The organism is Methanolobus bombayensis (genome assembly GCF_017873415.1).
GTDB classification, from domain to species: Archaea; Halobacteriota; Methanosarcinia; order Methanosarcinales; family Methanosarcinaceae; genus Methanolobus; species Methanolobus bombayensis.
In genome coordinates, this window is record NZ_JAGGKD010000004.1 from 21,461 (window position 1) to 35,939 (window position 14,479).

Annotated in this window: 12 protein-coding genes; all 12 read right to left on the bottom strand. The window is 40.5% G+C overall.

Translation table 11 applies throughout. The annotated features are described in order from the left end of the window. Positions 1–930, bottom strand: coding sequence for an ABC transporter permease (locus tag J2746_RS05755; protein ID WP_209617637.1), 930 nt, complete (start codon positions 928–930; stop codon positions 1–3). Continuing rightward, positions 927–1,910, bottom strand: coding sequence for an ABC transporter permease (locus J2746_RS05760; RefSeq protein ID WP_209617640.1), 984 nt, complete (start codon positions 1,908–1,910; stop codon positions 927–929). Before J2746_RS05760 ends, J2746_RS05755 begins: the two co-directional genes overlap by 4 nt. A gap of 15 nt (positions 1,911–1,925) precedes the next feature. Next, positions 1,926–2,774: a class I SAM-dependent methyltransferase gene (locus tag J2746_RS05765; protein ID WP_245250010.1), complete on the bottom strand. Its 849-nt coding sequence runs from the start codon at positions 2,772–2,774 to the stop codon at positions 1,926–1,928. Between the two features lies 1 nt (position 2,775). Beyond that, positions 2,776–4,404 carry an ABC transporter substrate-binding protein gene (locus J2746_RS05770; RefSeq protein ID WP_209617648.1) on the bottom strand — a complete coding sequence of 543 codons (1,629 nt, stop codon included), beginning with the start codon at positions 4,402–4,404 and terminating at the stop codon, positions 2,776–2,778. A gap of 383 nt (positions 4,405–4,787) precedes the next feature. Further along, positions 4,788–5,609 (bottom strand): ABC transporter ATP-binding protein, encoded by an 822-nt coding sequence (locus J2746_RS05775; protein ID WP_209617651.1) that lies wholly within the window; start codon positions 5,607–5,609, stop codon positions 4,788–4,790. 1 nt (position 5,610) lies between these two features. Next, positions 5,611–6,732: a FecCD family ABC transporter permease gene (locus tag J2746_RS05780; protein WP_209617653.1), complete on the bottom strand. Its 1,122-nt coding sequence runs from the start codon at positions 6,730–6,732 to the stop codon at positions 5,611–5,613. 86 nt (positions 6,733–6,818) lie between these two features. After that, positions 6,819–8,090 (bottom strand): ABC transporter substrate-binding protein, encoded by a 1,272-nt coding sequence (locus J2746_RS05785; protein WP_209617655.1) that lies wholly within the window; start codon positions 8,088–8,090, stop codon positions 6,819–6,821. After that, on the bottom strand, positions 8,077–8,682 hold the full coding sequence (locus tag J2746_RS05790; RefSeq protein WP_209617657.1) for a hypothetical protein: 606 nt from the start codon (positions 8,680–8,682) through the stop codon (positions 8,077–8,079). Before J2746_RS05790 ends, J2746_RS05785 begins: the two co-directional genes overlap by 14 nt. A 90-nt stretch (positions 8,683–8,772) precedes the next feature. Next, a complete protein-coding gene (locus J2746_RS05795) occupies positions 8,773–9,537 on the bottom strand; it encodes an ATP-binding protein (RefSeq protein WP_209617659.1) in 765 nt (254 codons plus the stop codon). 11 nt (positions 9,538–9,548) lie between these two features. Beyond that, positions 9,549–10,391 (bottom strand): class I SAM-dependent methyltransferase, encoded by an 843-nt coding sequence (locus J2746_RS05800; protein WP_209617661.1) that lies wholly within the window; start codon positions 10,389–10,391, stop codon positions 9,549–9,551. Between the two features lie 314 nt (positions 10,392–10,705). After that, entirely contained in the window at positions 10,706–13,534 is a 2,829-nt protein-coding gene (locus tag J2746_RS05805) for a M1 family metallopeptidase (protein WP_209617663.1), read from the bottom strand. Between the two features lie 119 nt (positions 13,535–13,653). Continuing rightward, complete coding sequence (locus J2746_RS05810; protein WP_209617666.1) at positions 13,654–14,340, bottom strand: 4Fe-4S binding protein; 687 nt, start codon at positions 14,338–14,340, stop codon at positions 13,654–13,656. Positions 14,341–14,479: the final 139 nt, after the last annotated feature.

Below are 14,479 nucleotides of genomic sequence, written 5' to 3' on the forward strand. Positions count from 1 at the left end.
TCAAATCCCTTTCTTAATCTTTAATTTAGGATCCAGTATTCTCTCCATATCCCTGCTTATGAATGCAAGACACAGCAGAAGGAGAATAAGCATGAACAACGGAGGCAATAGCCACCATTGCCAGTAAGGTGTAAAATATATCGAGCTAAAACTGGTTGCACTATTAAGCATCATACCCCAGCTTTTGGATGTGGGGTCTCCGAGTCCCAGAAATGCAAGTCCTGTTTCGGCTATTATGGCATGTGATGATATGCCGATGATAAGAACGAACAAAACCGGCATTACCTCTGGAAAAATGTGTTTTCGGAGAATGTAAAATGGACTTGCACCGTAGTTACGGGCAGCAATGATATAGCTGTTCTTCTTGATAGCCAGTGTCTGGGAACGAGCAATACGTGCGGGTTTTGCCCAGCTGAACAGCACAAGTATAAGAATCACATTAAGAACACTTGGCCCGAGAAATGCAGATATTACGATAAGCAGTGGGAAACTTGGAAGTGCCATTGTCACATCAATTATTCTCATTAGTGCCTGATCGATGTGTCCTCCGATATATCCGGCCAGCACACCGAGAGCTCCACCTCCAAAACCTGAAACAAATGCAACTGCAAGGCCTATTGTAAGGCTCATTCTTGCACCGTAACATATCTGTGACCAGATATCCATTCCAAGTTCATCGGTACCTAGAATATGAACTGATCCAGGTGCTTCCAGTGAATCACCTGTAATTTTCTGGGGCGGGTAAAGTGTTATCATTGGGGCAAAAACAGCCATCAGGATTATTGCAAGAATTCCAATGACACCGATCTTACCTTCCATACTGAATTTTGAGAATGTATTGTTCAGGTTAAGACTGATCCTGTAAATATTCAATGCCTGAATATAAGCTATCATTCTATCATAGCCGGAGGTATTGATGCTATCTGTCATATCGTAACCCTTGGGTCAAGTTTACTGTATATTTTGTCAACCAGCAGGTTGCAGATAAGTATGGAAACTGCAATTACAAGCAAAATTCCCTGAATGAGCGGATAATCACGACCAACAACAGCACTTCGAAGTGTCATTCCTATTCCCGGATAAGAAAAGACACTTTCTACCAGCACAACACCTCCCATCATGATACCTATCATAAAACCTGCTCTGGTTACTACCGGAAGAAGTGCATTGCGAAGTGCATGTCTGGTCCACACGGTCTTTTCACCCAGTCCTTTTGCTCTTGCAGTCCTGATATAATCTTTAGTGGTAACTGTGATCAAGGTATTTCTGGTAAGTAAATAGACACCTGTGAGCTGTGCAAGTGAAAGAGTCATAACAGGTAGGCAGGCATGATACAATATGTCCCATAGCTGTTCCCCTAAACCACTATAATGTGCGAAGGGTGTGATAGCACCTGCCAGAGGAAAAAGTCTGAGATGTACGCTAAAGATGAGCAGCATAATCAGTCCAAGCAAAAATGATGGTATCTCGGCAAAAGCTATCAGGCCAGTCATCATTATCCTGTCGCTTCCCTTTTTCCGGTTCTTTGCCGAAAATGTTCCAAGGATAACTCCGGCAATCGTACTGATCACTGTTGATGCAAGGACGATAAACATGGTCCATGGAAGATGCAGCATTATCACATCACTAACCGGCATTTTATAGTATATGCTTCTGCCAAGGTCAGCCTTAAGCAGATTCTTCAGATATACCAGAAACTGTTCGTGTACTGGTTTGTCAAGTCCATAATAGTTCATGTAATACTGCCGCTGTTCTTCTGTCATTATAATAACCTCATCTCCGGAATCGTCATCAGAAGTTGTGGAGAATGGGTCACCCGGCATCATCCGCGGAAGGAAGAAATTAATGACAAGAATTACAAAAAGGGTTAACAATAGCCTGAAAATAAATGAATTCCTGTCATTTCTCATAATATCGTCTCGCCGTTAAACTTCCCAAACCATCATTCCAGTGTACACATCTGACTCAGAAAGGTACATTCCATCGACAGCGACATTTTGATAATAATCCATTATCTTTTGTTTTGTTCCATCGTCAAAATCCCGGCCCCGTCCTATGAAATCTATTGCGCGGTCAGCAGTTTCCTGCCAGCTTGCTTCTTCTTTCCATTCTGCATGGTTGATTTTGACAGATGGCATGTAGCCTGCAAGGTAGAGATACATGAACGGGAAGTTCAGTCCGTTCATATTGTTCTCAGACTTTTCACCGAGTATTGAGCTTCGGATATCGCGATACGCTTTATCTTCCTCTCTTCTCAGGAAGTTACTGTAATAACAGAACTTCTTTGAACATGCCATCATTCTCTCAAAGTTCTCAACATCCCTGATTCCCGGTGTCATGGAAGCAATTACGAGATCGAATTCATTCCTGAATCCAAGCTCATCTATATCTGCTGTCCACCATGAACATTCAATAATGTCTATTGGAAGTGATTCCTGCTTTACTGAATCTTTCAATCTTTCAAGCATTCCGGAAGAGATGTCAAGTGAGGTTACATCCGCTCCCATCCTTGAAAGAGGAAGGGAGAGGGTTCCAGGTCCGCACCCGATATCAAGAACCTTTGCTCCTTGTGGCTTAAAACCGCATTCATCAAGGAATGAAATTATTTGCTCGGTTTTCTTCTGTCTTCTATTCTTTTCCTGATTTCTGGCATAGGTTGCAGAACGTTTGTTCCAGACTTCTGCCATCCTTCCTTCCTCCAGAATATTTAATCCATTTCTGGATGCTTTGTTCCAGCAATCGGCCAGAGTGCTAATATTATCTTTTTGCTGCAATTTAATCCCTCTCAAGATATGAGAATATGCAATGTGTTTTTGCATGATGGTCATAAGCGCTTACCCAGCCATCATAAGTTGAAATACGCCATGCATCATATTTTGTAGTATAATAGAGGGGTATTGTGGGTATATCTTCTGCAAGCACGGTCTGCATTTCATATACTATCTCTTTGCGTTTCTCATCATCAAGTTCCTGTAATTCCTTTGTTCCAAGGGCATTCAGGGTGTCATTGTGATAACCAAATATTGCTGCACCGGATGCTACACTACCTGCTCCTGAATTTGTATCACAGTACCTTGTACGGAGATAGTCTGCATCTCTTCCCCAGCCCCCAAAGCCGCTTATTGCAAGTTCAAAATCTCCGGTATTCAGGTTTGCATCACGGGACTTACTTTCAAGGGCTTTGACCTGAACGTCGATTCCAACTTCGTCGAGTCTCTCTTTTATGAGTTCTCCAATACGAACTTCACTACTTCCAAGTGACAATATGTATGACAGTTTTTCTCCATCTTTATCGCGTATTCCGTCACCGTCCGTATCAGTCCATCCGGCTTCATCCAGTAATTCTCCGGCTTTGTCCGGATTGTATGCATATTCCGGTTGGTCAGAATTATACCATATGTGGTCTACAGGAAGTATTCCCATTTCACCGGTTTTTCCTGCACCTCTGCCGATCTTTTCCACAAGTTCTTCACGATCGATGGCATAAACAAAAGCCTGTCTTATCTTCTTATCACTAAGTTCAGTGCATTTGTTCATGTTGAAATAGAACTGGTAGCCCCAGAAAGCAGGCTGCTGTGCAACACGTACATCAGGGTCTGAAGTAAAGCGTTCAAGAGTGTCAGGTGATATTCTTGTGAAATCGATTTCTCCCTGTTCAAAAGATATTAATTCGTCACTGACAGGAACGAATTCGACAGCTTCAACGGCAGTTTCAGAGCCCCAGAAGTTTTCGTTTGTTACAAACCTGTATGTTCCATGTTCTTTATTATATTCTTCAAGAAGGAAAGGACCTGTTCCGGTTACTGCTTCTGGATCGAGGAAACTTGTAGGGTCATCGATGGCTTCATATATATGTTTGGGTATGACCTTAAAACCGGTCATCTCATAGAGAAATGTTGACACTGGTTGAGTGAGTATGAATTTGACAGTAGTGTCATCTAATACCTGAACACTATCAACAACTCCATCCTCAATTCCACCGGATACTGGTATATTTTCCTGCTCATAATCAAAAGTGAATTTTACATCACTTGCTGTAAGTGGCTCTCCGTCACTCCAACTTACACCTTCACGGAGGTGGAATGTATATTCCATTCCATCTGAACTGGTTTCCCAGCTTTCAGCCAGCCAGGGGACTATACCTGTATCGCTTCTTTCTACCAGACAGTCGAAGATCATTCCAACCTTTGATGATCCCGGACCCCTTGGATATATTGAGAATGGCTGTGGATAACCATAATCTCCACCACTCAGACGAACCACATCAACTTTCTCAGATCCTGCATCCATATCTGAGGCTGTAATACTGTTCTGAGTACTTTCCTGATCAACACAACCTGCTGTCATTAAAATCAGAGATATCAGGAATGTTGAAAATAGTACCAATAACCTGTTTTTATTCATTATATTCCACCTTATATTTGTAAATTTTATATGTTTGATTGTAATTCATATCGATTACATGCGCCGTTATTGATAATACATAATGTTATAAAAGTATTACTAATTATTCAATAATTCGAATTTTTTATGATGACTTAAATGTAATTCTAAAATAAGTTCTACTAATCATTGGTATATGCTTTTAATCTTAACAATAGGATCATTACAAAAAAGAAAATACACAATCGTGGTTTATGCCATGATCGTGTATTGAATACTTTATTTTTTCAAAAACTGAAAAAGATCTATGCTATTTCAATCATACACTGAAAATCAGGAACATGTTAGACATTCTGTTTTTGAAAGGATGCCTTTCCTGAAAATTTCAAACATTTCCATCCCTCTTAAGCTTCGAACCCTTCTGTAGCCTGTATCATGCAGGAATCAGCTGCCAGTCCCACCTGCTTGAGAGGCATAACATATGGAATTCCTGCATGTGTATGGACATGTGCTTCAACACCATAGACCTGCTCTATATTATCACAGGTGAGTACTGAAGCCGGATTTCCCGCAGACACGATCTCTCCATTTTTCATCATTAGAATCCAGTCTGAATATTTGGAAGCCATATTGAGGTCGTGGACAACCATCACAGCTGTCACATTTCTGGTATTCACAAGTGCCCTCACATTTTCCATCACATCAAGCTGATGCCAGATGTCAAGATTGCTAGTGGGTTCGTCAAGGAGAATAACTCCCGTTTCCTGTGCCAGGGCTCTTGCAATCAGGATCTTTTGCTGCTGTCCTCCACTAAGTTCGTCAAAATTGCGTAAGGCAAGGTCATCAAGTCCCATTTCTTCAAGAACCTTCCATACTTTTTCCTTGTCATCTTCGTTACTGAACCATCCAAGATGAGGTCGTCTTCCCATCATAACGGTTTCAAAAACAGTTGTAGGGAAGACCCTGTTTGAACTTTGAGGGACATAGGCAACGTTTCTTGCAACTTCCATTCGTTTCATTTCATGAATGTTGTTCTTATCAACAAGAATATCTCCTGATTCAGGTTTGAGAATCTTGTTAACACATTTAAGTAGCGTTGATTTGCCTGCTCCGTTTGGTCCCACAATACTGACAAAGCTTGATCTGTCAATATCCACCGATACATCCTGAAGTATTTTTGTGCTGTTGTAGCCAAAAGTGACATTGTTTACATTCACTGTAACCATTTTACCAGAACTCCTTCCGTTTCCTTTTGAGAATGAGGTACATGAAGAACGGCACTCCAAGCAGTGAGGTCATGATGCCGGTAGGAATGATTGTCGGTCTAATTAAGTTCATACCTGTAACATCAGCGCATATCAGCACAAGTGCACCCAAAAGACCTGATGCAGGGAAGAGGTATTTGTGATCCGAACCAATTACCATGCGTGCCATATGCGGTGCAACTAATCCGATAAATGCGATAGTTCCTGTAAAGCAGACAATAGTTGCAATTAAAAGACTTGCAAGCAGCATACAGAACATTCTGACCTTGTTTGCATCAATTCCGAGACTTTTTGCATTCTCATCTCCGATTACCATGATATTCAGGTCGTTTGCTTTCATGTACAAAAGTGGTGTGCAAATCACAAAGACACATAGCAGAAGCAGGAAATTGCTCCATGAAAAAGCAGACAGGTCTCCCATTCCCCAGCTCACCATCAGGCGAAGTTGTTCATCAGTAGCGAAATACTGGAAAAGGTCTGTGAGAGAACTGAACAGGTAATTAATAGCAATTCCCGCAAGGATAAGGGTTTCTGATGTTGCTCCTTTAAAGCTTGCAAGAGCAATGATGAACAGGGAGCACAACATGGCAAACATGAAGGCATTACCCACAAGCAGATAAGGGCCACTTATTACTCCTACTCCCAATACGGCAGCAACCGCAACTCCAAAACTTGCTCCTGAGGAAATACCAAGTGTAAAAGGACTTGCCAGGGGATTTTTCAAGACGGATTGCATGACACATCCGCATATTCCCAGACCAAAACCTGCCATTATGCCTGCAACAATACGTGGTAAGCGAATGTTCCATACAACCTGTGATGGAAGGCCGGAGCTTGTAAACAGGTCAGGGAAATATCTGGAAAAAAGAATTTTGTAGACTTCAATTACCGAAACTTCAAGAGGACCGATTGTTACAAAAAAAGCTCCCAGTAAAATAATAAGAGCAAACATGCTGATTAGAAGAATGATCTTTCTTCCAACAAAACGCTGGTAATCCTCTCTTACAGCAGAATGTTGCTTTTTATCAGAACCACCTGAATTAGTTGTGTTCAGATTTTTCTTTTTTTCAAATAGATTTAGCATATTTTCACCAAAAATTGCAGGGAAAACATGTGCAAATCAAATGCACCGTTTTCTTTCCCTGTAAAAATTACATTTTGCAGTTTTGTTCAATACACTTCTTTTGCAAATGTCTGGTATTCGGCAAGCTCAGTGAATACTCCATCAACTCCAAGCAGTTCCTTGTAAATTTCATTTCCTTCAGCTTCCAGGTCAATATCGCTGAATTCTTCTGGATGCAAACGCTTGGCCATGTATATCATATTAAACAAGGTTCTGTCAATTGGTCTGCCTCTGCAGTAAGGATAGAAACAATCGTAGATCTGATCATTCTTCACAGCAGGGATCTCTGAAAGTTCAGGAGTTTCCATGACAAAATCAACTCCGCTTTCACCATCCCATGTACTTTTAGCAACAAAGATTACATCAGGTTTCCATACTACGATCTGTTCAGGTGCAACATTTATCTCCTCGCCTGTGCATTCTTCTGCAAGATTGATTCCACCAGCGATGGTTAAGGGTTCATACACCGCTTCAGTACGGGTGAAATCTCTTCCTTCAACAGCGTCATAGAAACCCTTTTTAGCTCCTCTTGGTGCAAAGTACACAGTTGGCTTTTCACTTTCATCAATCTGTGAGGTCACAGATTCGATCATTTCAACTTTGGACTCGATGAATGAGACAAGTTCATTTGCTCGTTCTTCTTCATCCAGCACATCTCCCAGCAACTCTATTTGATTATAGTTTTCTTCAAATGTAAATCCAGAACCAATATCGACACAAGGACATCCAACTTTTTCTTCGATAAGATCTCCACGGTTATACCAGAGAGTATCTAAAACAACATCAGGCTGAAGTATTGCCATTGTCTCATAGTCAATCTCTCTACGTGTGTTTGTTTCCGGGAGTTCATCCAACTGACCATCATCATATGTCTGGAGAGCTTCCCATGCATCTACAACAAGTTTTTCATCATTTGAGTCCCTTGGAAGCACACAACCTCCGCGTGTACACTCGTCTGTTGCTATAATCTTATTCAGGTCACCAAGTGAAATAACAATCCTGGAATTATCAGGATTTGTGGTGATTATTCTCTCAACCGGTCTGTAAAAGACAACTTCTCTGTCATGTCCGTCTGTAATAGTTTTTGGTTTTCCGTTCCAGAATGTAAGTACATATGCAGCATCTCCAACATCATCCAGACTGTAAGTGCTGTCTTCGAGCATGTAATCACATATTGCATCTGAAACCTCGCTTTGGATGAGTACTCCGTCACCATCATCGCATGGAAGAGTAGAATACATTGCTGCAGCATTAATTATAGACAAAAATGAGCAGGCAAGTACTATCATTCCAATCAAAAGAGTTCTATTCCTGATCATTCTTCATCCCCCCTGAACTACTTTTCCTTGTAAAAAGAACACAAGCAAAAAGTGAGGCTGCAGATAAAAATAAACTAAAACCTGGTACACTGGATTCCACACCAGAGTCACTATCTTCTGATGAACCTCCAGTGGAACTCTGTCCATTTGAAGCAGAATTCGGATCAATTACTGCCACCCATCTTTCTTTTCCTTCATTTAATTCCTGTGTCTGGTAAAGCATGTCAACCCAATATCCTTCAAATGAGTTTTCAGAATCATCAGAAGGAATTACATTATACGTTACTTCAGTGACGTCAGTTACTGAAAAAGAGATTTTTCCGTTATCTCTGTCTACCTTAAAATATTCAGCATCAGAGATTTCGGAATCAGTTTCCGGGAAAGTGAAACCTTGTGGAATAGTTTCCACTATGCCCAGCATAAACGGGCTCTCTCCTGTTATTTCCAGTGTAATCTCTGCCATTTCGCTCTCTGAAAAATCAGAAGGCACATGCCTTTCAACGTCAATAAGTTCCGAGCAGGAAGCAAAACCGATACTGGCAACTAAAAAAACCAGCAGGCTTATACCAACAACAAATTGCTTTATATACATATTATCCTCTTTATTTCAAGAATTACAGTTTAATTATTTCACAAGTGAAGTGAAATTTAAATGTCATTTATATGAAATTTATGTGAAATTTTAAGTGGTACTTATATTCTTCAAAAAACCACAAATATCTTCAACCTCAGGCACATCCACCTGGAATTTTTCACCCATTAGCCCCGCCTTAAAAACAGAAACCATCACAGGAAGAGTTGCAATAATTCGGTCTTCGGGGACTTTCTCATAAAGGACAGTTTTGGTTTTACCTTCCACTCTGTTAAGTACATAGTAGAGGTCCTTTCCTGCAGCTTCTGCCAGATTGCTGATCTTTTCAGAAAGGCAGATGGACTCATAGGACGGATCAATTACCATTAGAAGTGCATCGCATCCTTCCTCCACTCCTCTGCCGAAATGTTCTATTCCAGCCTCAGTGTCAACTAAAACAATATCATTGGTTCCTGCATCAATATTCTTTATCAGATGCTTTGAAAGAACTCCCATAGGGCAGGCACAACCTTCCCCGAAATCGTGTATCTTTCCAACAGCCATCAGTGAAATGTTGTCTGTTTTTGAGACATATTCGCCGGGTATGTCTGCGATTTCCCATCTGTTATCAAAGAACTTTACTTCTTCACCGGTTGAAAATGAAGCTTTCATTCTTTCAACAAGATCTTTTTTTCCGCCAAAGAAATTCAGGAAATCCTCCGGAAGTTCCACTCCCAACTGCCTGTGAAGCCCGAAATTGGATTCGTCATTGTCAACCACAAGTACATTAAATCCATCTCTGGACATTGCCTGAGCCAGCAGTGCTGTTAATGTGCTTTTTCCACACCCGCCTTTTCCACATATCAGTATTTTCAAATTCTCAGCTCCTAATTGTTCTGTTTCTTTTCCCAGCAGATTCTGACACGTGTTGAATCGGCTTTTTCAAAAATGCTGCCATTTTCCCATGAGAGCTCGTCCCTGAGGTAATTGTAAAGAATAGATTCCTGCTCAGGTGTCTCGATCGTATATCGTGATCTGAAGAAATCCATGGCTTCATCCATGGATGCAAAATTGTTGGTGTATTCCATTGGAAACACATGCATATCAGGATAGATTCCCATGTCATAGAGAACGTTGTATAATACGTCGCATTTCGGACCGCCTGTATAATTTTTTCCGTACAGATATGGCCAGAGGTTTACGGAATGTTCTTCCCATGGTGTTGTTCCTGCAAACCAGTAGAGATAAATGTGTTTTGAAGAAGCCTGCTCCATTTTTTGAATGGCATCCTTTATATCCGGCATACCAAGAGAGAATGATGCAATTACAATATCATAAGGCCCTTCAAGGTCTTTCTCAACTTCAAGGTCTTCCCAGCGTTTGCTGACGCAGTCAAGGTTAGTTATTCCTTTTTCTGCAACATTATCAAGAAGCAGATTTCTCATACCTTCTGCTGGTTCAACAGCCGTTACGTGTGCAACCCTTTCTGCAATAGGTATTGAGAGTCTTCCGGGTCCTGCACCAATATCAAGTACCCTGGACTGCGGTGTTAGCGGAAGTTCTTCAAGAGTAAGTTTTGTTCTGTCAGAGAATTGCTGAGTTCGTTTCCAGAACCTTTCAGCATTATTCTTTTGATCCCACAGGTTGTTCTCAACTTCTTTGTTTGCTGAGTGTTGGGCAGCCATCCGTTCTTTCCATATTTCATTCCAGTCTATTTTTCCGTGTTCCATTTTGAATTCCTTCTTTGGATTATTTTTACAGCGAGCTAGAGTTAGCACATGTTTATTACGAAAACAATAAAATTCCTATTTTCATGCTATTTTTGTATTTATTCGTAGCACTAAACGGCATGTAATTTATACTTATGTATTAACAATGTGAACCGCTAAAATATAATAATCACTATCAATATAAAATCCAAGAGTAAAGTTTGAATGTCATTCTGATATTGCATCAAGATATGAAATAATAAATCTACTTCTGATTCGGGTATCTGAAGCTCTTTTAAAAAGGAAATAGAGATGATTCTTTATGAATATCTCTTTTAATTGAGGTCAATCTTCCCATTGATCTCCTCATACTTTTCCACAGCATTCGGAGTATTGAGAAGTATCTTCCTTATTCTGTTGTACACACTCGGATTATTCTCAGGATCAAGTTTGTTCAGGAAACCAAGCATCATTTCTACAAGTGGCACATGATATTCCTTTTCCATCCTGTCGATGTTACCAAGTACGTTGAGAATACTCACAGTATTGTATTCATTCACCGTAGCCAGTTTTGGAACAATCTCACTTAGAAGCTCTCTACCCTTTTCAGTTTGCAGTGACATCTTCCTGTTGAATGCAAAACCTCCGAAGAGTGCTCTCTGGTCATTTGCCTGCTCTATCCTGAAAGCTTGTGATTTTTCAACCTGTCTTACCAGATCAGTCACATCATCCCCGCTGCTGCTTCCAATCACTCTCAGAAATGTTTCCCAGCTAACCGGATTCTTTTCCGCTTCCTTCTGATAGTTCTGCATGAGTTCAATCTTATCAGATGCGGAACTGTCAAGATAAAGGCTGAACGCAGCCAACTTATCCGTAGCATTGTCTGCAGTTTCAAATTGTTTTTTGATAATATCATGGACTACCGGAGTATCAAGGGTTGAGAGAACAGACAGACATTTGTTCTTCACCTGTCTGCACTTGATCTCATGGACCTGCTCTTCAAGGTAATCTGAACTATCAATGATCTTTGCATTGCAAGCCTCATAAATTGATATGAGACTTTCTTCATGTCTGCTTGCTATTGCTTTGAGCAGTTTTTGTTTTACTTCGTACAATAGCTGGTAACTATGTGCAAACTTCTCATCTTCTACTGATTCAAAGAGAGTTAAAAACTGTGCACCTGCCTGTTCCATCAGATCTAAATCCATTATGAGTTCATGGAAAAGTTCAATGAATTCATCTGATGGTACTGCTTCGTTATCCTGAATCAGTTTCATCTTCTCGGAATCCAGTATCCTGTAGAATGCAAGGAATCTGTTGATCAGGTCTGAGTCTGTTTTAGCCTGCAGGATCAGTTTATCGATAGCTGTATCATGAATCACTTTTCCAAAGAATGAATTATTTCTGTTCAGGGATAAAAATGCAGGCTTATCCACATTGTCAATCACTATTTCTTGCTCTCTGGCTGTCATGCGTTCCATGACTTCAGCAAGGTCGTTTCCGTTTTCATCAACTAAAGCTGCACGAAGTGGCAATTCCCATAATGATTTTCCTTCAGGAACTTCCTGCTTGAAAGACAAAGTGCATTTCCTTTCATTTTCATTGTATGACGATTCAACATGGATCACCGGGAATTGTGTTTGTTTCAGCCATATATTTGCCATGTCTTTATAATCCAGGCCTGAAACTTCTTCCATAACTTCTATCCATTCCCAGCTTGAAGCGTTAGAATGCTTATATTTACTATGATAGGCATCCAGAGCTTTTACAAAAGTCTCTTTTCCCATCATTGTTTCTAGCATATTCACAAATTCAGGAGCTTTGACATAGGTCACTGCACTAATGAGGTCGTCAGGGTCATTGAATCCGTCAGGGATGATCGGCATAGAGGCTGCTCCCCTGTCGAGGGCAAATGTTCCTGCTCCAGGTGCAAGAAGAGTAAGTACCTCTCCGAGACGACTGTATTCCTCTCCAAAATGATATGCATGATACATCCTTTCGATATGAACGGTAACAGCTTCGTTAAGCCATATTTCAAAAGGACTCCATCCTGTTACCTCTGAACCGTTCAGGTTGTGGTAGAACTCATGTACCTTCACTCGCATCAGGTACTCAAAAGCATTATCTGTCATCTCAGGGAATGGCATAATACGGTTGGTGCTGATGGTAGTATTTCCGACATTCTCCATTCCACCGAAATTGGAATTTTGCATTCCTATCTCCCTGTAAACAGTACCTGTGTATTTGTATCCAGGTTTGATTGATGTTATAGTTTTTTTCAGTTCTTCCCTGATCTTCTCCAGTTTCTCGCTTGCACCCCGTTCTTCATTTTTGAGAAGGTCTCTTTCTTTAACCATATTCATTATATTGGTGCGCTTTTCAATCTGGTTATATTGTTCAGGACCAGTAAACAGGTATATCCACATTATTGAATCGTAAAGAATATCAAGAGATTTCTCGGCAATTGTAGAATCAGATTCTGGTGGAACCAGTAATTCCAGATCAAATTTATAGCCATCAGGGTATTCAAACTCCTTTTTAAACGTATCATAAGTGCCCACGCCAAGGAAGAAAAGATAGGTTGCCATCGGGGTTACAGAATTGTCATAAACAATCTTGTCCCTGCCATTTCCAACAGAATGTCTTTCCTCCATAATATCGCCGTTGGTAATGAGGTTTGTGTATCTTTCATCTGCGATGATGGTGGTGGTATATGTGCACTTTGCGGTCATGTCATCGATACATGGCACTATTCTCTGGAATCCCCACTGCTGACACTGGGTTATCTGCTGTGGTGGAGCACCTGTGGGTGTTTCATCGTAATAGAGACCTTCCAATATATTGTCTGTTGGTCTGCAGATAGTTTCAGTGTGAAGGATAATTTCAGTGTCTTGAGGTACTGTTTGCTTGAATTTGATCAGAAGGATATCGTCTTTATTTTTGTATTCGTGATCGATATCAAATTCTTTACAGCTTACTGATAATATCTCCAGTTTTTTGCAGTTCAGTTCAAGTTCATCAATGGGTTTACCGATGCTTTGTAAGTTCAGGTCGGATGTAACTTTTGTGTGATCATCAAATACATCAAAAACAAGGTCCATATGAACGACTTTTACATTCAGTTCGCCAAAATCCTCAGGATAATATTTGTATATTCTTTTCATCAAATTCCCTCTTTTATGCTAATCCATTGATGTTCTAAATTTATAAAGTAATCTTTAATTTCAGTTGATGTTTTAAAAATAGTTAATAAAAAGCTACTGGAAATATGCTACATTGCTTATCACAACGGACAGACCTTTATGCACATTCCGCACCTGAGTCCTCCAAGTGTGTTGAACATGTAATCAGCACATTTATGTCTGTCAATTGTTCCGTCTTCTGACAGTGCTCCGACAGGACATATTTCGATGCATTTCAGACAACTGCTGCAATGTTCATGGACAAATGGCAATGTTATTTCAGTCTCATTATCAAGTTCGGCATCTGTTAATATTGCAGTCATGCGGACCTTTGGACCGAATTCTTTGCTTATGAGCAAATGGTTCATGCCGAAATTACTGATACCTGCATGGTATGCAGCATATTTGATTGACATGTTGGCTTTCAGTGTCTCTTTATTGGCATACCAGTATCCGAACTCGCTTCCCTCGGATGGCAGTATGGTTGCTTTGAACCCTTTCTTATCAATGAGCTTTGCAAGCTGGAATGCTATTACTCTCAGCGTTGCAGTGCCTGCCATGAGCGTATTTGTGTATTCTGCTCTTCCTGACGGTAATGTTTCAAAAGAACCTCGTGGAACACTGACTCCAAGAACAATAACTGATCTGACATCAGCCATAACATCCTGTGGTTTATTTCCTGTGTATTCTGGATCCAAAAAACATGCCGGATCTGCAAACCCAATGATGTCAGCATTCATTTCAAAAGCAGTTTCTTCTAATGTTTTTGTCAGAGTATTATCTGTCATATTTTTGTTCCCCGGGTGTCAGGATAAATTTCGGACTTTGAGTCCGTTGTTTGCATAGTATTGTTATCAATCCTACTTTAAAACTTGGAATTGACAATGACAACTGCATTCATTTTTTCACCAAAACACCTAAGTAAAG

Bases quoted from the DNA above. Each gene is read 5' to 3' on its own strand.
- J2746_RS05780 (WP_209617653.1), bottom strand. From the start codon at position 6,732: ATGCTAAATCTATTTGAAAAAAAGAAAAATCTGAACACAACTAATTCA.
- J2746_RS05755 (WP_209617637.1), bottom strand. From the start codon at position 930: ATGACAGATAGCATCAATACCTCCGGCTATGATAGAATGATAGCTTAT.
- J2746_RS05760 (WP_209617640.1), bottom strand. From the start codon at position 1,910: ATGAGAAATGACAGGAATTCATTTATTTTCAGGCTATTGTTAACCCTT.
- J2746_RS05805 (WP_209617663.1), bottom strand. From the start codon at position 13,534: ATGAAAAGAATATACAAATATTATCCTGAGGATTTTGGCGAACTGAAT.
- J2746_RS05785 (WP_209617655.1), bottom strand. From the start codon at position 8,090: ATGATCAGGAATAGAACTCTTTTGATTGGAATGATAGTACTTGCCTGC.
- J2746_RS05790 (WP_209617657.1), bottom strand. From the start codon at position 8,682: ATGTATATAAAGCAATTTGTTGTTGGTATAAGCCTGCTGGTTTTTTTA.
- J2746_RS05800 (WP_209617661.1), bottom strand. From the start codon at position 10,391: ATGGAACACGGAAAAATAGACTGGAATGAAATATGGAAAGAACGGATG.
- J2746_RS05810 (WP_209617666.1), bottom strand. From the start codon at position 14,340: ATGACAGATAATACTCTGACAAAAACATTAGAAGAAACTGCTTTTGAA.
- J2746_RS05775 (WP_209617651.1), bottom strand. From the start codon at position 5,609: ATGGTTACAGTGAATGTAAACAATGTCACTTTTGGCTACAACAGCACA.
- J2746_RS05770 (WP_209617648.1), bottom strand. From the start codon at position 4,404: ATGAATAAAAACAGGTTATTGGTACTATTTTCAACATTCCTGATATCT.